The sequence below is a fragment of the Ruminococcus sp. genome (assembly GCF_024691275.1).
Taxonomy (GTDB): Bacteria; Bacillota; Clostridia; order Oscillospirales; family Ruminococcaceae; genus Ruminococcus.
On the sequence record NZ_JAILNU010000043.1, the window covers coordinates 1 to 20,621 of the forward strand.

The 20,621-nt window shown below is 45.4% G+C and carries 21 protein-coding genes; 15 read left to right on the forward strand and 6 right to left on the reverse strand.

Annotated elements, in window-relative coordinates; all coding sequences use genetic code 11:
• Positions 1-234: 234 nt before the first annotated feature.
• The 4 genes from K6G33_RS05480 to sigK all read right to left on the reverse strand — a co-directional run bounded on the left by K6G33_RS05480 (position 235) and on the right by sigK (position 3,508).
• Positions 235-1,197 (reverse strand): ATP-binding protein, encoded by a 963-nt coding sequence (locus K6G33_RS05480; protein ID WP_296777133.1) that lies wholly within the window; start codon positions 1,195-1,197, stop codon positions 235-237.
• A gap of 11 nt (positions 1,198-1,208) precedes the next feature.
• Entirely contained in the window at positions 1,209-2,216 is a 1,008-nt protein-coding gene (locus K6G33_RS05485; protein WP_296777136.1) for a DnaD domain protein, read from the reverse strand.
• A 105-nt stretch (positions 2,217-2,321) separates the two neighbouring features.
• Positions 2,322-2,765, reverse strand: coding sequence for an HD domain-containing protein (locus tag K6G33_RS05490; protein WP_296777138.1), 444 nt, complete (start codon positions 2,763-2,765; stop codon positions 2,322-2,324).
• Between the two features lie 59 nt (positions 2,766-2,824).
• Positions 2,825-3,508 carry an RNA polymerase sporulation sigma factor SigK gene (gene sigK, locus K6G33_RS05495; RefSeq protein WP_296777141.1) on the reverse strand — a complete coding sequence of 228 codons (684 nt, stop codon included), beginning with the start codon at positions 3,506-3,508 and terminating at the stop codon, positions 2,825-2,827.
• A 219-nt stretch (positions 3,509-3,727) separates the two neighbouring features.
• Here sigK and rpe point away from each other — a divergent pair, with 219 nt between their 5' ends.
• The 11 genes from rpe (at position 3,728) to pfkA (ending at position 16,066) form a co-directional block, all read left to right on the forward strand.
• The gene (rpe, locus tag K6G33_RS05500) at positions 3,728-4,387 is read left to right on the forward strand and encodes a ribulose-phosphate 3-epimerase (RefSeq protein WP_296777144.1); all 660 of its coding nucleotides are present in this window, start codon (positions 3,728-3,730) and stop codon (positions 4,385-4,387) included.
• Positions 4,381-5,364, forward strand: a complete 984-nt coding sequence (locus tag K6G33_RS05505) for an RnfABCDGE type electron transport complex subunit D (protein WP_296777147.1) — start codon at positions 4,381-4,383, stop codon at positions 5,362-5,364. The genes rpe and K6G33_RS05505 overlap by 7 nt, the downstream gene beginning before the upstream one ends.
• Positions 5,357-5,992: an Rnf-Nqr domain containing protein gene (locus K6G33_RS05510; RefSeq protein WP_296777149.1), complete on the forward strand. Its 636-nt coding sequence runs from the start codon at positions 5,357-5,359 to the stop codon at positions 5,990-5,992. Before K6G33_RS05505 ends, K6G33_RS05510 begins: the two co-directional genes overlap by 8 nt.
• On the forward strand, positions 5,976-6,548 hold the full coding sequence (locus K6G33_RS05515; RefSeq protein WP_296777152.1) for an Rnf-Nqr domain containing protein: 573 nt from the start codon (positions 5,976-5,978) through the stop codon (positions 6,546-6,548). Before K6G33_RS05510 ends, K6G33_RS05515 begins: the two co-directional genes overlap by 17 nt.
• A 31-nt stretch (positions 6,549-6,579) precedes the next feature.
• Positions 6,580-7,782, forward strand: coding sequence for a putative glycoside hydrolase (locus tag K6G33_RS05520; protein ID WP_296777155.1), 1,203 nt, complete (start codon positions 6,580-6,582; stop codon positions 7,780-7,782).
• 39 nt (positions 7,783-7,821) lie between these two features.
• Entirely contained in the window at positions 7,822-8,781 is a 960-nt protein-coding gene (gene hprK, locus K6G33_RS05525) for an HPr(Ser) kinase/phosphatase (protein WP_173450332.1), read from the forward strand.
• A 39-nt stretch (positions 8,782-8,820) separates the two neighbouring features.
• Positions 8,821-9,726: a UDP-N-acetylmuramate dehydrogenase gene (murB, locus tag K6G33_RS05530; RefSeq protein WP_296777160.1), complete on the forward strand. Its 906-nt coding sequence runs from the start codon at positions 8,821-8,823 to the stop codon at positions 9,724-9,726.
• Positions 9,727-9,749: 23 nt separating this feature from the next.
• On the forward strand, positions 9,750-10,622 hold the full coding sequence (rapZ, locus tag K6G33_RS05535; RefSeq protein WP_173450330.1) for an RNase adapter RapZ: 873 nt from the start codon (positions 9,750-9,752) through the stop codon (positions 10,620-10,622).
• Between the two features lie 18 nt (positions 10,623-10,640).
• The gene (gene whiA, locus K6G33_RS05540; RefSeq protein ID WP_296777209.1) at positions 10,641-11,555 is read left to right on the forward strand and encodes a DNA-binding protein WhiA; all 915 of its coding nucleotides are present in this window, start codon (positions 10,641-10,643) and stop codon (positions 11,553-11,555) included.
• On the forward strand, positions 11,545-14,949 hold the full coding sequence (locus tag K6G33_RS05545) for a DNA polymerase III subunit alpha (RefSeq protein WP_296777162.1): 3,405 nt from the start codon (positions 11,545-11,547) through the stop codon (positions 14,947-14,949). Before whiA ends, K6G33_RS05545 begins: the two co-directional genes overlap by 11 nt.
• Before the next feature lie 154 nt (positions 14,950-15,103).
• Complete coding sequence (gene pfkA, locus K6G33_RS05550; RefSeq protein WP_296777164.1) at positions 15,104-16,066, forward strand: 6-phosphofructokinase; 963 nt, start codon at positions 15,104-15,106, stop codon at positions 16,064-16,066.
• A gap of 39 nt (positions 16,067-16,105) precedes the next feature.
• Here pfkA and K6G33_RS05555 read toward each other — a convergent pair whose 3' ends face one another.
• Positions 16,106-17,026, reverse strand: coding sequence for a S1 RNA-binding domain-containing protein (locus K6G33_RS05555; protein ID WP_296777166.1), 921 nt, complete (start codon positions 17,024-17,026; stop codon positions 16,106-16,108).
• 81 nt (positions 17,027-17,107) lie between these two features.
• Entirely contained in the window at positions 17,108-17,464 is a 357-nt protein-coding gene (locus K6G33_RS05560; RefSeq protein WP_296777168.1) for a hypothetical protein, read from the reverse strand.
• Between the two features lie 169 nt (positions 17,465-17,633).
• Here K6G33_RS05560 and K6G33_RS05565 point away from each other — a divergent pair, with 169 nt between their 5' ends.
• The 4 genes from K6G33_RS05565 to coaE are packed head-to-tail and all read left to right on the forward strand — an operon-like array spanning position 17,634 to position 20,608.
• Positions 17,634-17,822 carry a DUF951 domain-containing protein gene (locus tag K6G33_RS05565; RefSeq protein WP_173450082.1) on the forward strand — a complete coding sequence of 63 codons (189 nt, stop codon included), beginning with the start codon at positions 17,634-17,636 and terminating at the stop codon, positions 17,820-17,822.
• A 49-nt stretch (positions 17,823-17,871) separates the two neighbouring features.
• Entirely contained in the window at positions 17,872-18,945 is a 1,074-nt protein-coding gene (prfA, locus tag K6G33_RS05570; RefSeq protein WP_173450081.1) for a peptide chain release factor 1, read from the forward strand.
• 5 nt (positions 18,946-18,950) lie between these two features.
• A complete protein-coding gene (locus K6G33_RS05575; RefSeq protein WP_296777172.1) occupies positions 18,951-19,964 on the forward strand; it encodes an L-threonylcarbamoyladenylate synthase in 1,014 nt (337 codons plus the stop codon).
• The gene (gene coaE, locus K6G33_RS05580; protein WP_296777174.1) at positions 19,961-20,608 is read left to right on the forward strand and encodes a dephospho-CoA kinase; all 648 of its coding nucleotides are present in this window, start codon (positions 19,961-19,963) and stop codon (positions 20,606-20,608) included. The genes K6G33_RS05575 and coaE overlap by 4 nt, the downstream gene beginning before the upstream one ends.
• Positions 20,609-20,621 lie beyond the last annotated feature (13 nt).

Consider the following 20,621-nt stretch of genomic DNA (forward strand, 5'->3'; position numbering starts at 1 on the left):
TTATTGTTGATCTGTTGTACCTTTTCCTTCTAAGCCGAAAAACAATACTGTTATTCGGCTTTATTTGTCATGCCCATGTGTTGAAAACTTGTATGTTGAAAATCTTTTAAAAAGGGCTTGACAAACAGTAACAGGTTTATCACAGTGACCGTGTAAAATACAATGCCCCAAAGCATTTCAAAGTGCTTCGGGGCAAAATTTTTGTATGGTTATCCTTCTTAAAGGCAGCCTTTTTTATACGTTGTTTTTTCTGATCTGAAGTCTTACATCGTCACCCTTAAATTCAAGGCATGAGTACATAGAGACTATTCGGGACACTACTCTTTTATCGTAGCGCCTTGCAATACCTGCAAAATCAAGATTTGTGCTTATGATCGACGGCTTTCCGCAGTTCAGACGAGTGTTGATGATGTTGTATATAGTTGCGTTGTAGAACTGTGTTTCGTACTCTGTTCCCATATCGTCAAGAATGAGAAGATCGGTTTCCATTACAAGGTCTATCATTTCAGAAGAGTGCTCATAGCTGAAATGCTCCTTCTCAATATTGCGGAGAATATTTATAGCTGAATCGTATATGACGCTGTAGCCCTTTTCAAGCACCTTGTTCGCAATGGCGAGTGAAAGGTGAGTTTTTCCCAGACCTGTAGGACCGAACATGAGGATACTTTTTGAATGTTGTGAGAAGGTCGAGGCATACTGCATGGTGTATTCCAGTATCTTCTTCATGGCGGCATAGTTTTCGCCTGCATAGTATGAAAGGGAAAAGCTGCCGAAATTGGAGAGTCTGAGCTGTGAGCTCTTATTGAGCTCATCTGCTGCGAGTTTTCCGCAGAGCGCACGGAAGCATTCACAGAATCTGTTGCCGTTATAGCCTGTATCGCAGCATACGGGACAGTTGTAGTGCAGATCGAGGTAGTCCTCGGGATAGCCGTGCTCGGCGAGTATCTTTTTTGACATTTCCTGAGCGCCGAGATTGTACTGTTTCAGCTGTTCTATCTTGTCTGATACATCTGTTTTCTTGCCCTGTGAGATGAGGGATATTAGCTCCTTGCCTGTATTGAAAAGGACTTCATTTATTTCGCGGATCTCGGGAATCTTCATATTGATCTCGCGGATACGCTCCTCGTTTTCGCTGACAGCTTTCATGCGTCTGTTGGTCATAATAGACTGAGCTTTGTCAAAGATATCGCTGTCCATTTTCTACCTCCTCAATACAGCAGTTGATTTATTACCGATTCGTATTCTTCGATATCAGGATCGGTCTGGACGCTCTTGGCGGGGGCGTTCTTTTTCTTTTTTCTGAAGTCGCTTTCTGCATTTTTGACTTCCTGAGCGGTTGAAAAACCACTGTCACGCCATGAAAGAAGTATCTTGTTTATGTAATCGAAGCTGAGCTTGTTGATCTGCTCGATCGTCTTTTCGTAAGCATAGTGTATAAGTTCCACATTAAAGCCTGCGTTCCGCCACTGTTCGATGAATTCAGCCTGCTTTGCAGTTGGGCGGCGTGTCATTTCAAAAGCTCTCATTATTCCTGAGATGTAGTCTCTCGAAGCGCTGAGCTTCTGTATTTCGTCCTGAGCGGCAGCCATGGTGTTTATATCATTTTCAGCCCATACCGAAGCGATCTTTTCGACATATGCCGTGTTGGTCTTTTCGATTGATGCGCAGTAGGAAAGAAGCGTGATAATGACTTCCTTTTTTAGTCCGAGATGATCGTACATCCATATTATAGAGTTCATCTGTCCGTTTTTCAAAGGACCGAGGATCGTTTCGGTTATCTTGAAAAGCTCCTTTATATCCTGTGAATCATTCATGATATCGGCGATCTCAGAGCCGCTGAGATTGAGCTTGTGATCCGGGGCAGGCTCTGTTTTCGGAGCTGCCGTTTCAGCCTGAGGCTGTATAGGCTGTACAGGCTGTGTCTGAGACTGCTGCGGCTGCATCATTATCGGGCTTACCGGCTGAGGGCCGCCTGTAGTCTGGGGACTGAGCACATTTGCCTGCTGCCAGAATAATACTGCGTCTTCGGCTTCCTGATGTGTTACGCCTGTATTTGCAGATATCTCCTCACTGCTGCATATTTTTCCCGAACATCTCAGCAGATACAAAAGCACCTTTATCTGCTCACCTGATGCGAGCTTCAGAAAATTATCGGCGACTATGCTCGGAACGCCGAACATTGCGCCCCAAATGCCGCAGTTAACCTTAAATTCCAATAAAGACACCTCCGAAAAATACTGCGAGATACATTATAACATATTTTTCGGGAGTTGTCACCATGCAAATTGTACAATCAGTTCGGGAAATAATCGTGCATTTTATCAATTAATATCGGTAAGCAGTTCTATTGCCCGAGAATATTTTTTTAGCCGCTCTATCGTCTTTGGAGCTGTACGATCTTCCTCATTTATGAAGCGGCTCAGGTCAGAGTTATGGTGCAGATCAGCGAGCTTGACAGCTTTTGCAACGGCGGAAGTTTTTATGGCTTTTATGTATTCAAAATAGTCTGTATCCTTGTCGTGAGTGAGCAGCTTTACAGCTTCTGTGACTTCGGGCGGGAACTCTTTTTCGAGCATGGCTATTGTAACATCGGTATCTTCCACAGTGTCGTGCAGGAGCGCTGCACAGGTCGTGTATTCGTCCTGCATCTCTTCGGCGAGATGATATGGGTGGAAGATGTAAGGAACGCCGTTTTTGTCGAGCTGACCGTGATGGGCGTCGTAAGCAAGCTTCATGGCTTTGCAGGTCATAGCTGTGTAGATCATGTATCATTTCTCCTTTTATTATTTCCTTGATTATAACACTAAAATGACATTTTTTCAACTTATACAGGGGAACTGTCAAACATTTTTTTCAGTTTTATCATTGCCTTCTTTTCAAGACGGGATACATATGAACGTGATATATTCATTTTCTCGGCAGTTTCGTTCTGCGTGTGGGGAGTCGTTCCGTATAGCCCGTACCTGTATATCAGTATATCAAGCTCGCGCCTGTCGAGACATTGCTCCAGAAACGAGTACAGCTGCTGGGAGCGGATAAGGGTATCGACCTGCTCATGGATATCAATACCGTCATCAATGAGGTCCATAAGTGTGAGCGCATTGCCGTCCTTGTCTGTCTCGACGGGTTCGCTTATGTATACACTTCCCGATGTCTTTTTTGCAGCACGGAACTGCATGAGTATCTCGTTTTCGATGCATCTGCTTGCGAACGTGGCAAATTTTGCACCTCTTGAATAGTCAAATGAGGACACGGCTTTTATTAGTCCAACAGTACCGACGGATATGAGTTCGTCCTGTTCTTCGGGATTTGATGCGTATTTTTTTACGATATGGGCGACAAGTCTCAGGTTATGTTCTATGAGCTTGCTTCTTGCGAAGCTGTCTCCCTGAGACATACGCGAAAAATATTCTTCTTCCTCTTTTTTTGACAATGGTTTTGGAAAGACCGACGTATTCTCAATATGCAGGGCAAAAAAGAAAAGGTCTTTCAGCAGTTCTATCAACATATTTGGTCACCTCCGATATGCTATAAATAATATGTTCGACAGGCTGTACATTATTTATAAAGCGGTCGGGATAAGGCGGTAAAATAATTAATTAAAGTGAAAATCTTCCTGAGCGACTTGACGTTTAGAGATAAATATTATATAATAATGATGTATGGAATAAGAAAGATTTGATATCGCCTGTCCTTTCAGGCGATTGAAAACGGAAGAAGTGATAAATTGAAAAATTTCGTTTCGGCATCTGTTCTCAGCGCAGATATGCTCAATTTCAGCAGCGAGATCAGGAAGCTCGAAGAAAATGGCATTGATATGCTCCATTTTGATGTAATGGACGGCGTTTTTGTAAATAACATCACATTTGGCATTCCTGTTCTTGAACAGGTGAGAAAAGTGACAGGCATGACTCTTGATGTTCACCTTATGATAACCGATCCGCTCAGATATATCGAGAGATTTGCAGCCTGCGGTGCGGATATTATATCCTTCCACCTTGAAAGCTGCAGTGATACCGCTGAAACTCTAAAAGCTATCAGGTCGTGCGGTGTAAAGGCTGCGCTTGCAATAAAGCCCTCAACTCCTGCAGAGGCTGTATTTGAGTATCTCAACGATCTTGATATGGTGCTTGTAATGACTGTAGAGCCGGGATTCGGCGGTCAGAGCTTCATACCGTCTACTGTTGATAAGATACGCAGTATCAGGGAGAAGATAACTTCTCTCGGTCTTGATGTTGATGTCGAAGTGGACGGCGGGATAAACGGTGAAACTGCCGCTGTAGTCCGTGAAGCAGGTGCCAATGTGCTCGTTTCAGGCAGCTATCTGTTCGGTGCACAGGATATGAGAAAGGCAGCACTTTCGCTCAAGGAAGATATGCCATGCTGAAAAAAGCAAGAAAAGAACGCCATATATGGCTCGATATAATGATAACGCTCCTCACTCTGGAGCTGATGTCCTATTTCTACTACGGTATCAGATCGGTCGTTCTTGCTTGTGTATGCATATTTACCGCTCTGGTGGCAGAGATCGTTTCACTGCGGTTCATGAAAAGGAAATTCACTGCCGATGATCTCAACTGTACTTCTGACGCACTGATACTTGCACTTATGTTTCCTGCGATCATGAATTACAAGATAGCAGCTATAGCTGTGCTTTTTGCAATAATAGCTGCCAAGAACGTATTCGGCGGTCGCTGGAACATGATATTCTCTCCTGCGGCTGCGGCGTATATTTTTGTACTGACTTCATGGAACAGGGAACTGCTGCAATATACCGCTCCTCATGTGAAAACAGGCGTGTTTGAGACACCTGCCGTCCTTGTTAATTCGGCTTCGCACACATTTGACCTCACAGGTACTATGGATCATACTGATTTCGAGATACTTCTCGGAAATTTCAGCGGTCCTTCGGGAGCTGTGAGCATACTGCTCCTTGCGGTTGCTGCGGTAGTTCTCATGTTCAGAGGCAGCATCTCGGCAGGTGCATTCATCGGTATGATATCAGGTACGGGATTTTTTGCAGTAGTTACTCCTTCTGTAGCTTCACGTTCTGATTCGCTTAAATATTCACTTGTTACAAATATGGTGCTCTTTGCGGCTATTTATATCGTTTCCGACGTGAGGATAGCACCAAAGAGAAATTACTATGCGTTCTTCTACGGACTGTTTATCGGTATAATATCCTACGTGCTCGTACTCACAAGCGCTAAGGAGAATGCAGTCGTTATAGTTTCGGTGCTCTTTACACCTATCGCTCTCGGTTTCAAGAATCTTGAAAAGAGAATAGAGCTTGCGGTAAAGGAAGAACCTGCGGCGGCGGAAGATGCTCCTGCTTCGGGAGAGGAGGCTGCTGTTGATGACTAACAGAAATAAACTTCTCTTTGGCGGGATACTCGGAGATAATATCGTGCTTTCGGGACTTATGGTGATCTCTCCCGTAATAATCTGCGGAGATACACTGAAAAATGCCGAAGCCCTTATTTACGCATTTTCGGCTATAACCTTCCTGTCGGTGCTCATATCATCATTTGTTCCGAGAAAACTGCCGTATACGGCTAAGATAATCATATATGCAGTGATTTCGGCACTGGTATATATACCCGTAAGACTTGCCGCTCTGGAATTCTATCCCGATTCCATCGGACGCATAGGTATATATTATCCGCTGCTGGCTGTGAATTCGCTCATAGTCTTCCAGACAGAAGCGAGATTTTTCCGCATGAAAAAGCTCGATATGATAATATCGCTGATATTCTGCATAATAGGCTTTGATGCCGTTATGCTCATCACGGGCTTCCTTAGGGAGCTTCTGGCATACGGTACCATAAACAGCAAGATAGCAGATGTCAATATCCTGACAAAGGGCTTCGCACAGCCTTTTGGAGGTTTTATTTTCCTCGGTCTCATGTGCGGGGGGTATCGTTTTATAAGAGCTGTCGTTTCAAAGGACAGCAGCAAGACAAGGAGTGGTGAAGATGTTTCTGATAAATGAGCTCATAACCCTGCTTGTAGCTAACCTTATTCTTTCACAGGCGCTCGGCATAAGTACGATTTTTATCGCGGCAGGCAGCAAAAAGAATCTTATCGGTACAGCCTGTGTCATTACACTGTTCACTACCGTAGGTTCTGCGGCAGCATATGCTGTTGATTCGATGCTTCCGTATGATATGAAGGACCTCCGTCTTCTGCTTTATACACTTGTCACAGGTGCAATGTATGTGCTTCTGCTTACTGCGGCATACTTACTGTGCAGAGGAAAGTATACGGATTTCCGAAAATATATCCATGTTTCTGCGTTCAACTGCGCAGTCATGGGCACCCTTTTCACTATAAACGAAAGAGCAGTCATGGACAGCTCTTTGTTCACACTCAGTGAATACGTTTCAGCAGGTTTTGAAGCTGGTATCGGCTTTATTATCGCAGCCCTGATACTCACGGCTGCCTACAGAAAGCTCAATTTGTCCAAGGTACCTGCTTCTTTCAGGGGATTTCCTGCGATGCTTGTATATCTTGGAATTATATCAATGGCAGTATATTCGCTGAAATGATCGCAATATACTGATATAGGAGAGTTAGTTAATGAAGTTCAAGAACAAAGGCAGAAAGATCTATAAAACAAAGGAAAAGAACTACTACGGCAAGAGCCCTGTAGGCAAAGCATTTTCCGTGGGTCTTACTGTTCTGCTCATCGGCGGCATAGGATTTATCGGATACAGTGTTGCCGAGCCGCTGCTAAATTACAATAAGAAAAAAGGTGATAACGAGAAGACAACTTCAAATATCACAGAAGATATCACTCCGACAGATGAGAACGGCGATCCTGTTACTACAGAGAACAATGCAAATCCTGCTGCGCCTGTTACTGTGGAGGAGTACAGAGCTTTTTCTCTCAATACCACTGATATCTCCGATGCTCAGTCCATTAAAAATGCTCTGAAGCGCATACCCTCGGGAGAGAAGATAGAGTATATCGAAGTCCCGCTGAAGGTGAGCGGCGGTGATATCTACTACGCAACAAATAACTATTATGCAACTTCATCAGGTATAATACAGTCATATACCAAGCTGAGCGAGATAGTTTCAGCCATATCGACAGCAGGTTATAAGCCTGTTGCAACTGTAAGCACATTCAATGACAATGTGGTACCGAATTACTTCCGTGACATGGGTTTCATTACCATCGAGGACGGCTCACAGTGGATCGACAATGATGTCGATGCAGGCGGAAAGCCTTGGCTGAACCCCTTCTCCGAAAGTGCTGTCGATTATAACAGCGATATCGTCGAGGAGATCTCTCAGGCTGGTTTTGACAAGGTGGTATGCTATGACTTTATATTCCCTGATTTCAGACAGAGCGATGTTGAGTACCTCGGCGAAAAGGTCGTGAGTACCGACAGGTATATGGCTCTTACATCAGCGGCAAATACCATGTATGACAAGATCATGTCCAATGGTTCAAATATGCTCCTTGAAGTAAATGCTTCTGATATCCTTAAAGGCAAAAAAGATGTTTTGCAGCCTATGCTACTCAAGGTCAATACAGTCATACTTAATATCGACCTCGATAACATAAGCTACGGTGTTTATACAGGTGATACCGTGTACGAATTCAATGGTACGCCTGCCGAAAATGTAAAAAAGATGCTCGATCTTGTAAGCGAAGATGTTGAGGACTTCAATGTTGCTGTCCGCGTTTCGGGAGTTACAGTAAGTACCCAGGATCTTCTTGAGGCAAGAGACGAGATAATAGAGTACGGTTTCGAGTCATATGTGCTCGGCTGAAAATAATTCCCGATCCAGGATCGGAGAACGGAGTTTATTATGGCAGAAAATTTTAAAGTTTCACTTCAGCGTGTGATAGACGAATTCAAGCTTGAAGCAATCTATATCCATAAAGATGCAAATGAACTTATGATAGACGAAAATGATGTAAACCGTCCCGGACTCCAGCTCATGGGCTTCTATGAATACTTCAACCCTGAGCGTATCCAGATCATAGGAAAGATGGAGTTTGCTTACCTTTCCACTATAGATGAAAAGACCAGACGTGAGCGTTTGCAGCTCCTTTTCTCACAGAGGATACCTGCACTCATTATCACAAGAGAGCTTCCGTATTTTGCTGAGATGCTGGAGCTTGCAAAGGAGTATGAGGTACCTCTGCTCAGAAGCAAGGAGAGCACCTCAAACTTCATAGCAGGTCTTATCGCATTCCTCAACCTTACACTTGCTCCGAGAATAACCCGCCACGGCGTACTCATTGAGATATACGGTGAAGGTGTTTTCATCACAGGCGAGAGCGGCGTAGGTAAGAGCGAAACAGCTATCGAGCTTGTAAAGAGAGGTCACAGACTTGTGGCTGACGATGCAGTCGAGATCAGAAAGGTATCGAATATAAGCCTTGTAGGAAGCTCGCCTGACAATATCAGACACTTCCTCGAACTCAGAGGTATCGGTATCATTAACGCAAGACGACTCTTTGGTATCGGTGCTGTAAAGATGACAGAGAAGATCGACCTCGTTGTTGAGCTCGAACAGTGGAATTCCGAGAAGATATACGACAGAATGGGCGTTGATACCGAATTTGTGAGCCTTCTCGGCGTAAAGATACCGTCGCTTACAATACCTGTAAAGCCGGGCAGAAATCTTGCCGTTATCCTTGAAGTTGCCGCTATGAACAACAGACAGAAGAAAATGGGCTATAATGCTGCCCGTGAGCTCCTTAACAGGCTTGGTATGGATTCAGACCCGAAAGAGGTCGTTCGTGACTATGAAGCATTCTGATGATGCTTTACTATATATTTGAGAACCCAGGGGGAAACTATGATAAATATCAGTGAATTATCAGCTCTTTGCGATAAGCTGGGGTGCAGGATCACTCCTGAATGTTCACTCAGTGAATATATCACATTCCGCTTCGGAGGACCGTGCAGAGCGCTTATCAGCGTAAATTCGGCAAAGTCTGCGGCTGAGCTTATCAGATACATGAAGTCGGAGGGTATAAAGTACGGTATCCTCGGCAGAGGAAGTAATGTTATCGTTTCCGATGAAGGTTTTGACGGAGTTATACTCCTTTTCGGAAGTGATTTTGCACGTATTGATGTTAAAGGCAATATTATCCGCTGCGATGCAGGCACTTTGCTCGCAGCAGCGTGTGTCCGCGCACAGCAGCTCGGTCTTACAGGAATGGAGAACCTTTTCGGTATCCCGGGAACTGTCGGCGGAGCTCTGTATATGAACGCAGGAGCTTACGGCAGTGAGATGAAGGACGTTGTAGTTTCAGCCGAGTATATCGACGAGAACTGTAATATATGCTCGATCGGAAAGAATGAAATGGAGCTGGGATACCGCAGGAGTATCTTTTCAGGCACAGATAAGGTCATAACTTCTGTGACGGTAGAACTCAGAAACGGTGATCCTGACGGCATAAAGGCGGCTATGAGCGAGTGCATGGCAAAAAGAAGTTCAAAACAGCCTCTTGAATACCCAAGTGCAGGAAGCACGTTCAAGCGTCCCGAGGGAAGCTATGCTTCGCTCCTCATTGAGCAGTGCGGACTGAAAGGACTTACCTGCGGCGGTGCTATGGTCAGTGAAAAACACAGCGGATTCGTTATCAATAAAGGCTATGCGACCTGTGCAGATGTCCTGGAACTCTGTGAAAAGGTAAAAACGGTAGTAAAGGAGAAAACAGGCTATGTACTTGAACTTGAGCCTGTTATACTTCAGTAAATCTTTGGCGTAAGGAGAGTTTTATGCAGCTTTTGATAGTAACGGGAATGTCGGGTTCAGGCAAGTCCAGCGTAATGGACGTTATGGAGGACATCGGCTTTTACTGTATTGATAATATCCCACCCAAGCTGATAACTCAGTTCGTTGATCTGTGCAGACAGTCCGAATCAAATATAAACAGGATAGCCGTGGCTGTGGATATCAGGTCGGGCGATATGTTCGCGGAGATACTCCGCTCGTGGCAGGAGCTCAAACAGCAGCCTGATGTCGATGTGAAAGTGCTCTTTATCGAGGCTAATCATGACGTTCTGCTAAAACGTTATAAGGAGACCCGCCGTAAGCACCCGCTTTCCGAAAAGTTCAACGGAAGTATCCACGATGCGATAAACTATGAATGGAGCCAGCTCTCTCAGATGCGTGAGATAGCGGATTATTACATAGAGACTTCCAATTTTACTTCATCACAGCTCAAAGAGCAGGTCAAGTCGATCTTCCTTGAAAAGAGTTCGGATTCCCTTATGATAAAGGTAATGTCATTCGGCTTCAAGTACGGCGTTTCTACGGAAGCCGATCTGGTATTCGATGTGAGATGCCTGCCGAATCCCTTCTATATCGAGGAGCTTCGCAACCATACAGGCTGTGACAGCTGCGTCAGGGACTATGTTATGAGCTTCACGCAGTCACAGGAGCTGTTCGATAAACTGACTGACCTTATTGATTATCTTATACCTTTGTATGTTCAGGAGGGCAAGAGCCAGCTAGTTATATCCTTCGGCTGTACGGGCGGAAAACACCGCTCCATAACCTTTGCCGAGCTTATGGCAGATCACCTTATCGAAAAAGAATACAAGGTACAGAAATACCACAGAGATATAGCTAAAGACAGAAAATTCTGAGTATGGGAGTGAGTTGAAATTTCCTTCTCAAATGATGTCAGAGGGGAGATATGCTCCTCTGTAAATGATAAAGACAGGCGCTTTGCCTGCCTGTACGGTATGCTGCTTTTCTGCCGTACCCTCACTAAGGAGCACGTATGCTTCCAGAGTGAGAGCAGGACTTCTGCGGACTTGTTTTGCAGCCTGTTTACAGCGGTTTTCAAGACAAAGCCGCAGAGCAGAGATCATATCCGCAAAAACGGCACAGTACTCCATATCTGTGAGGTCGGCGGCGATAATGCTGCTGAGGTGTTCCGTAAATACAGACTTCGTGAGAATGTCAGAGAGATAGATTCCGAGATTATTGCAACCAATAGTCTCGGAGTTTTTACAGCAGGTGTTTTTCTTGCCTGCGGAAGCGTCAATGATCCGTCAAAGGAATATCACCTTGAATTTTCATGTCCGGAGGAAGGGCTTGCAATGCAGCTTGCAACTCTCCTCGGCGATATCGGTGTTACAGCAAAGACGGTCATGCGAAGGGGACAGTATATAGTTTATATCAAGGGCAGTGAATCCATCGAGGATACGCTGACCTTTATCGGTGCGACCCAGTGTACCCTTGAACTCATGAATATGAAGATATACAAGGATATCCGCAATAAAGCAAACAGGATAGCAAACTGCGATGCAGCTAATATTGACAAGGTAGTCAAGGCTGCAATGAAGCAGATAGAGGATATAAAGCTCATTGACCATGCTGTCGGACTGGAGACCCTTTCAGATGAACTGCGCGAGGTCGCACAGCTCAGGCTTGATAATATTGATATGAGCCTCCAGGAGATAGGGGAGTCCCTCAGCGAGCCCATAAGCCGCTCAGGTGTCAACCACAGATTCAAGAAGCTTGCAAAAATGGCAGATGAGATCAGATGCGGAGGCAGAAAACATGAGAGCTGATGAATTCGTAAACCTTCATGTCCATACCGAATACAGTCTTCTTGACGGAGCCTGCCGCTTAAAGGCGCTCATTGAACGGGTAAAGGAGCTCGGGCAGACAGCCGTTGCCATAACCGACCACGGAAATATGTATGGTGCAGTGGAATTCTGGAATGCAGCAAGAGCTGCCGATATAAAGCCTGTTATCGGCTGTGAAGTCTACGTTGCAAGGCGTACCCGCCATGACCGCGAGCCTAAGCTCGATGCTTCGCCTTATCATCTGATACTCTTGTGCGAAAATAATGAAGGCTATCGTAATCTGGTAAAGCTTGTCTCAATTGCAGGTATCGAAGGCTTTTATAACAGACCGCGTGTAGATTTGGAGCTTTTGCAAAAATATCACGGCGGTCTTATTTGTATGTCTGCCTGCCTTGCAGGAGAGATACCACGCCTTCTTGTTGAAGGGAGCTACGACGAAGCTAAGGCTGTAGCTCTTAAATACCGCGATATCTTTGGCGAAGGGAACTACTTCATAGAGGTGCAGAACCACGGTATCAGAGATGAACTGAAGATACTTCCACTGCTCTATAAGCTGTCGGCGGAAACAGGGATACCTCTTGCAGCGACAAATGACTGCCATTATATAAACAGGAACGATTCTGAGATGCAGAACGTTCTGCTTTGCATACAAACGGGAAAGACTCTCGATGATCCAAGCGGACTGAAATTCGAGACCGACGAGTTTTACGTGAAGTCGGCAGACGAAATGGCGGCACTCTTCAAAGGACACGAAGAAGCTGTTAGCAACACTGCAAAGATAGCAGAGCGCTGCAATGTAGAGTTTGAATTCGGCAATATAAAGCTTCCCAAGTTCACTATCGAAGGTGTAAGTGATAACAAGCAGTATTTCCGCGAGCTGTGCCGAAAGGGTATGTTTGAGAAGTACGGCTCAGAGCCGCCCGAAAATGTTGTGCAGCGCATGGAGTACGAGTTGGATATAATCACAAAAATGGGATATACAGACTATTATCTCATAGTCTGGGACTTCATACGCTATGCCCGTGAACATAATGTGCCCGTAGGTCCGGGACGAGGCTCGGGCGCGGGAAGTCTGTGTGCATACTGTATCGGTATCACGGGAATTGATCCTATCAAGTTCAACCTTCTGTTCGAGCGTTTCCTAAATCCTGAAAGAGTCAGTATGCCTGATTTTGATATAGATTTCTGTATCGAAGGCAGGCAGAGCGTCAAGGACTATGTTGTGCGGCGTTACGGTGCGGACTATGTTTCGGAAATAATCGCCTTTGATACCCTGAAAGCTCGTGCAGCAGTCCGCGATGTGGGCAGAGTTCTAGGTTTGTCGTATCAGCTCTGTGACAGATGCGCAAAGGAGATAGACCCGAAAGCAGATCTCGATGAGGCAATGAAGGAATCGGAAGAACTGAGCGGTCTGTATAACAGTGACAGGAACGTAAGGAAGCTGATAGACCTTGCAAAAAAGCTCGAAGGAATGCCGCGCCATGCTTCTACCCATGCGGCAGGAGTTGTCATATCGGCAGTTCCGCTCAGCGACCTTGTACCTATCCAGCTGAACGACGATACTGTTGTCACTCAGTACACCATGGGAGTTCTTGAATCGCTGGGACTGCTGAAAATGGACTTTCTTGGACTGCGCAACCTTACGATAATAAGGGATACGGTTAATGAGATACGCAGGACACAGCCTGATTTTGATATCAACGCTATCCCCGTTGACGATAAGGCGGTCTATGACATGATGTCAAGAGGCGATACTCAAGGCATCTTCCAGTTTGAAAGCGACGGCATGACTGCAAGGGTCATGGAGCTGTGTCCCGAGAGACTGGAAGATCTTATAGTAGTCATCTCTCTTTACCGCCCCGGACCTATGAAGTCCATTCCGGTTTATATCGAGAATAAAAAGCACCCAGAAAATGTCAGATACAAGCACCCTCTCCTTAAAGATATCCTTGCCGATACTTACGGAGTAATGGTATATCAGGAGCAGGTAATGGAGATATGCCGAAAGCTTGCAGGCTATTCCTACGGTCATGCTGATATAGTTCGCAGGGCAATGGCAAAGAAAAAGCATGACGTAATGCTGAAAGAGCGTGAGAGCTTCGTTAAGGGCGCTGCTGCGAAAGGTGTTCCTGAGGAGACTGCCAACTCGGTATTTGACGAGATGATAAGCTTTGCGTCATATGCCTTCAATAAATCCCATGCGGCAGCTTATGCATATCTTGCGTATCAGACAGCCTACCTGAAATGCCATTACCGCGGAATATATATGGCAGCTCTTATGTCGAGCGTTATGGGCGTGAGTTCAAAGCTCGCCGAGTATATAAACGCCTGCCGTGACAGCGGCATAGAGATACTTCGCCCCGATATCAACAAGAGCAACAAGGGCTTCACCTATGTTGACGGTAAGATGTATTTCGGAATTCTTGCAATAAAAAATGCAGGCAGCGGTCTCGCGGACAGGATAATCTTTGAGAGAAATAAGAACGGCGAATTTACAGGCTTGCAGGATTTCTGCGAGCGCGTGGAAGGCAGAGAGTTAAACAAGAAAGCCCTTGAAAATCTCATAAAAGCAGGCGCTTTCGACGGGCTGGGACTGAATCGCAGACAGATGCTCGAAAGCTATGAGATGCTCATGGACATGACAGGAGCAGGTTCACGCGGTGTTATCGAGGGGCAGCTCAATTTCCTTGACGGTGAGGATACATCGGAAATGAACGTCCGCATACCCTATAAGCAGGAATATGATGTGAAAATGCTCCTTGCACTGGAGAAGGACGCGACTGGAATGTACCTCAGCGGACATCCTCTTTCACCGTATGAATGGATAATGGAGCTCATGCATACGCGGAAAATTGGCGGTCTCATGAATGACGGCGATCTCAGGGACGGTATGAACGTTAAACTTCTTTGCTCGGTAGAGAGCACAAAGCTTCATGTTACAAAAAAAGGTGACAAGATGTGTTTTGTGACCTTTTCGGACGATACAGGTGAGCTTGAAGGAGTTGTTTTCCCTGATCTTTATATGCTTAACGGCTCGAAGCTTACGCAGGACGCCATTGTGCTGGTAAACGGAAAAATATCCGTTAAGGATGACCGTATTACTGTGATATGCGGTGCAGTAACTTCTGAGACAGAATTTGAAAGACTTATCTCAAACATGAAGCTGTGCATAAAAATGAACTCTGACAATGCGATAATAAAGCCTGAGCTTATTGAGCTGTGCGGTATGAGCAGCGGCAATACTTCTGTATGCTGCTATCTTTCAGATCTGAAAAAAACAGTTGTGCCGCGTTCAAAACTCAGTCTGAAGGTGGATAAAGCAGCATTTGAGAAGCTGAAAACGATCTATGATATGTCTCAGATCGGACTGATATAGCAATTTTTTACATATAATGCAGGTCACAGATGAAAAAATACGAAATTCCCTTGACATTTTTTGCGCAAAGTAGTAAAATATTAGTGTATGGAATTATGCCGCAGTTATCTGCGGGTTAAACAATATATGCCAAGTGCAGAATGGAGAAAATGATATGATCAAGAAAATCGGTGTTTTAACAAGCGGCGGAGATGCTCCCGGAATGAATGCCGCAGTAAGAGCAGTCGTTAGAACAGCTCTTAGCAAAGGAATGGAAGTATACGGTATTCGCAGAGGTTACGTCGGACTTATCACCGGAGATATCATCAAAATGGACGAGAGAAGCGTTTCCGATATAATCCACAATGGCGGTACTATCCTTTATACAGCAAGATGCCCTGAATTCAGAACAGCTGAAGGCGTTGCAAAGGCAAAGGCTAAGTGCGACGAGCTTGGCATCGAGGGTCTTGTTGTTATCGGCGGCGACGGTTCATTCAGAGGAGCTGCTGATCTTTCGGCACAGGGCGTTCTTTGTATAGGACTTCCGGGTACTATCGACAACGATATTGCCTGCACTGATTATACTATCGGTTTCGATACAGCTATGAACACAGCTATGGAGCTCATTGACAAGCTTCGTGACACTTCTCAGTCACATGACAGAATCTCTGTTGTTGAGGTAATGGGACGCGGCGCAGGTCACATCGCTGTAAATACAGGCGTTGCTTGTGGTGCTACAGATATCATCACAAAGGAAGTTCCTTATGATATTGACACTATTGCAAACACAATGCTTGAAAAGAAGGCAAAGGGCAAGCAGAATTTTGTAGTTATCGTTGCTGAGAGCATCGGACATTCTCAGGAGATCGCAAATATGCTTCAGGAGAAGACAGGTATCGAAGCAAGAGCAACTATCCTCGGTCACGTACAGAGAGGCGGTTCACCTACAGTAAGAGACAGAGTTGAAGCTACAAGAATGGGCTACTATGCTGTTGAACTTCTTGAGCAGGGTGTCGGCAACCGTGTTGTTGGTATCAAGGACAGCAAGATCGTTGATTATGATATACAGGAAGCTCTTTCAATGCAGAAGGATTATGATGTTAAACTTCATAAGATCGCTGAGCAGATCGCATTCTAAGAAATATGATAAAATGCACCCGTATTTGGGTGCATTTTTTTATTTGAATACGGTGGATATTTCTTTATCTGAGGCGGCTGTTGAGTAGTTCCACTCTGTGATTCTGTCTGAATCGACGAAGTATTCTACAGGTGCAGGCGGAGTCTTTTCGCTGCATACATCAACGATTATAAGCTTGACTTTCATCTTGTCAGGCAGTATCGCTTTTATGTATACACTTACGCTCTGACCGATATGTATATCCTCTTTAGGTTCGGCAAGTCCTGCGAGATTAGGTGTCAGTTCAACGAAAATGCCGTATTCCTCTATGGAACGGATCACTCCCGGGACAGTTTCGCCGGCCTTGAATTTCACGGCGTTTTCTTCCCATGTACCGAGTAGCTCCTTGTGTGTAAGGAATATCCTGTTGTCGATATTGGATTTTACGGCAACTTTTATCAGCTGACCTACTTTGAAGCGGTCTGACGGGTGAGAGATGCGTGATACAGACATAGTGTCTATGGGAAGAAGTGACGGTATGCCGCAGCCTATATCGACAAAGCTGCCGAACTGCTCAAAATGGGTCACTCTTGCGGGAATTATATCACCTGCGAAAAGACCTGATATGTATTCGCGGAGACAGTCTTCCTGAGCAGCCTTTCTCGAAAGAGTTGCCACGAGCTCTCCGTTTTCGGAAAGGTCGAGTGATTTCACCTTGAAACATACTATTTTATTGACCCGTGATATCAGCGCTATATCACGGGTCGAGCCTTCTTTAATACCTATAGCGCCATCTTCACGGTAAATAATTCCCTTTGCGCATGGAAGCTCTATAACGAGATCGTGTGAACTCGTACAGAGTTTCACTCTCGCTTCGAGTATGGTGCCTTTTTCCATAGCTTCTGTAAGTCCTTTTGCTGTTGAGATGAGTTTCTGATTAAGCGGTGTTTCAAAAATGCAGCCTTCGGGTCTGTATTCCATTATCATATACCTCCGTAGTCATTACAGTTTTGGGAAAATATCCCTGACAGTAAATTCTATGCGAGGAAGCAGAGAGATATGCTACTGGGCAAATCTTATATTAAGTCCGCCCATAGCGTTGAGGACGGCGATAACATTGTCAACGGCTGCACTGCCGCAGACTATGCAGGCAGAGGTCTTTCTGTTCTGTGCAGGCTCGGGGATAACGTCTTTTGATGCAGGTGATTCCATTACTGCGGTCAGGAAATTTGTGTGCGTATTTGAATAGGTCGGTATCAGCGATACTGTTGTGCCGCGGGAAATATGCAGTGCCTTTTCGGATATTCTGTTATATATCATGTGTGTGGAATACACGTACTGTACGCTGTCTTTTACGCGCATAATTGCGAGCTCTGCAAGCTCAGGGGATTCAAATTCGGCTGTAACTCTGGATAACATAAAAATATTCCTTTCTGTTTTGTATGGGTTCAATATGTTTCTGTGCGAGTTTTTATTATTTTTCACCAAAATGAAAAAAATATACCCTCAAAATATTGATTTGAGAGCGTATTTGGGGTATAATGAGAAATGTGCAATTTTTTATTTTTATCGAAGGGAGGATATTGTTTTGGATATTAGGGCAGGCGACATTCTTACAATGAAAAAAAATCACCCATGCGGCGGCAATGAGATGTTTGTAATACGTTCAGGCATGGATTTCAGGCTCAGATGTACCAAGTGTGCAAGAGAATTTATGGTCGCCCGCAATAAGATCGAAAAGAGTATCCGCAGCGTCAAACACGCTGACGAAGGTTAGCTGACAGCAATATTTTCAGTAATATTTTTAGCATTAAGGAGAATACCGAATGTTTGAAAAACTTGCTTTGATGGAGCAGAAATACGACGAGATAAGCGATAAGCTCGCTGATCCCGATGTTGTCAGTGATAATAAGCTGTATGCACAGCTTATGAAGGAGTTCAAGAACCTTACTCCCATTATTGAGAAGTACAGAGAATACAAGAAAGCACAGGCTTCTTTTGATGAAGCTAAGGAACTGCTTGACAGCGGCGGTCTTGATAAGGAATTCAAGGAAATGGCTCAGGCTGAATACGATGATTCCCGTGAGGCTATGGAGAGAATTACTCAGGAGCTCAAAGTACTGCTGCTGCCTAAAGACCCTAACGATGAAAAAAATGTTATTATAGAAATAAGAGGCGGTGCAGGCGGCGAGGAGGCTTCTCTCTTTGCCAATTCGCTGTATCGTATGTATACCATGTACGCAGAGGCTATGGGCTGGAAACAGGAGATACTCAGCGCCAATCCTACAGAGCTGGGAGGTTTCAAGGAGATAAGCTTCTCCATTGAGGGAAGCGGTGCCTATTCGCGCCTGAAGTATGAGAGCGGCGTTCACCGCGTACAGCGCGTCCCCGAGACTGAATCGCAGGGACGTATCCATACTTCAACAGTTACCGTGGCTGTTCTCGTTGAAGCCGATGATGTCGAGCTGGAGATCAATCCAACGGATCTGAAAATAGACTATTTCCGCGCAAGCGGTGCAGGCGGACAGCATATAAATAAAACAGAGTCCGCTGTAAGAATAACCTATCTTCCAACGAATGTCGTGGTGGAGTGTCAGGACGAAAGAAGCCAGCATAAGAACAAAGATAAAGCTATGAAGATATTGCGCTCAAGGATATACGAAGCAATGCAGGAGGAACATGACGCCAAGATCGCGTCGGAGCGTAAAATGCAGGTCGGTACAGGCGACCGCTCCGAGCGTATCAGGACATACAACTATCCGCAGGGTAGACTTACAGATCATCGTATTGGTCTTACCATATACAGGCTGGAGGATATCCTCAACGGAAATCTTGACGAAGTATTTGATGCGCTGGCGACTGCCGATCAGGCTGCCAAGCTCGCAAATCAGGAAGCGTAGTTTTTATGGATACAGTTTTACTGAGTGACAACGATATTGACCTTGTAAAGGCAGCAGAGCTTATAAGAAACGGTGAGATAGTAGGTATACCTACCGAGACAGTGTACGGTCTCGGCGCAGATGCTTCCAATGAGGAGGCTGTCCGCAAGGTATTTGCAGCAAAGGGCAGACCTGCTGATAATCCGCTTATTGTTCATCTTGCTGACTTTTCACAGGCAAAGGATTACACAACTTCTATACCCGACCTTGCATACACTCTTGCAGAAAAGTTCTGTCCGGGACCTCTTACCATGGTACTTCCCAAAAATGAGAGGATACCTATGATAACCTCGGGCGGACTTGATACCGTCGGCATCAGAGTGCCGTCACACCCTGTTATGCACAGGATAATAGAGATCTCAGGCAGACCGATAGCCGCTCCCTCAGCAAACACCTCAGGCTATCCGAGCCCTACGTCTGCCGAACACGTTATGCGCGATATGAACGGAAAGATATCCGCAGTCGTTGACGGCGGCAGTTCAAGATTCGGCGTTGAATCCACGGTCATTGCCATTGAGGGGGAGAGTACTGTAAGGATACTCCGCCCTGGCTGTGTTACCAAAGAGATGCTGGAACAGGTGTGCAGCGAGGTAATTATCGACCATGCCATACTTCATGAGCTCGAAGCAGGTCAGAAGGCTGCTTCACCCGGTATGAAGTACAAGCATTATTCACCCAAAGCGGATATAATCATGGTCGAGGGTGAGCTCGAAGGCTTTATCGCTTATGTCGGAGAGCATACGGGAGATGATGTGTATTCACTTATCTTTGATTCCGACAGCGATAATTTCCCATACAGATATATGACTTATGGAAAGGACAGCTCCGAGCAGGCGCATTTGCTCTTCCAGAGACTCCGTGAACTCGATGATGCAGGTGCAGCAAGAGTATATGTCCGCGCTCCAAGACCTGAGGGCGTGGGACTTGCAGTATATAACCGTCTTATAAGGGCGGCAGGATTCGAGGTGATAAGGGTATGAACAGTCTCAACGGAGTTATGGTCGTTGGGCTTACAGGTCAGACAGGCGCAGGAAAAAGCACAGTCTCAAAAATATTTGCGTCAAACGGTTTTGCGGTCATTGACGCAGACCAGGTCGCTCGCAGAGTTGTCGAGAAGGGCAGCAAATGTCTGGACGAGATAGCTGATTTCTTCGGTGCGGGAGTTATCTGCGATGACGGAACACTCAACAGAAAAGCTCTGGCTGCTATTGTTTTCTCGGATAAGACCAAGCTTGAAACTCTGAATACAATTACATATCCTTATATTACAGGCGAGATCCTCCGTCAGATACGTGTTCACTCCCTTAAAGGCGAGAAGCTCATACTTCTTGACGCTCCTACTCTTTTTGAGAGCCGTGCAGACGATTTCTGTGAGATAATCATATCAGTCCTTGCCGATGCGGATATACGTGAGAAACGTATTATTTCCCGTGACGGACTTACTCAGGATCAGGCTCGCAGAAGAATGAATTCTCAGCTTGATGAGGAGTTCTTCCGCAGTCATTCCGACTATATAATAAGAAATAACGGCAATATGGATACCGTAAACGGCATTTCATGGGAGGTTTCAGGGAAGATACGCGAGCTTTTCAAAAGCAAGCAGTCACCTGTAAAAGTGCAGTAACTCAGCCGTCAGG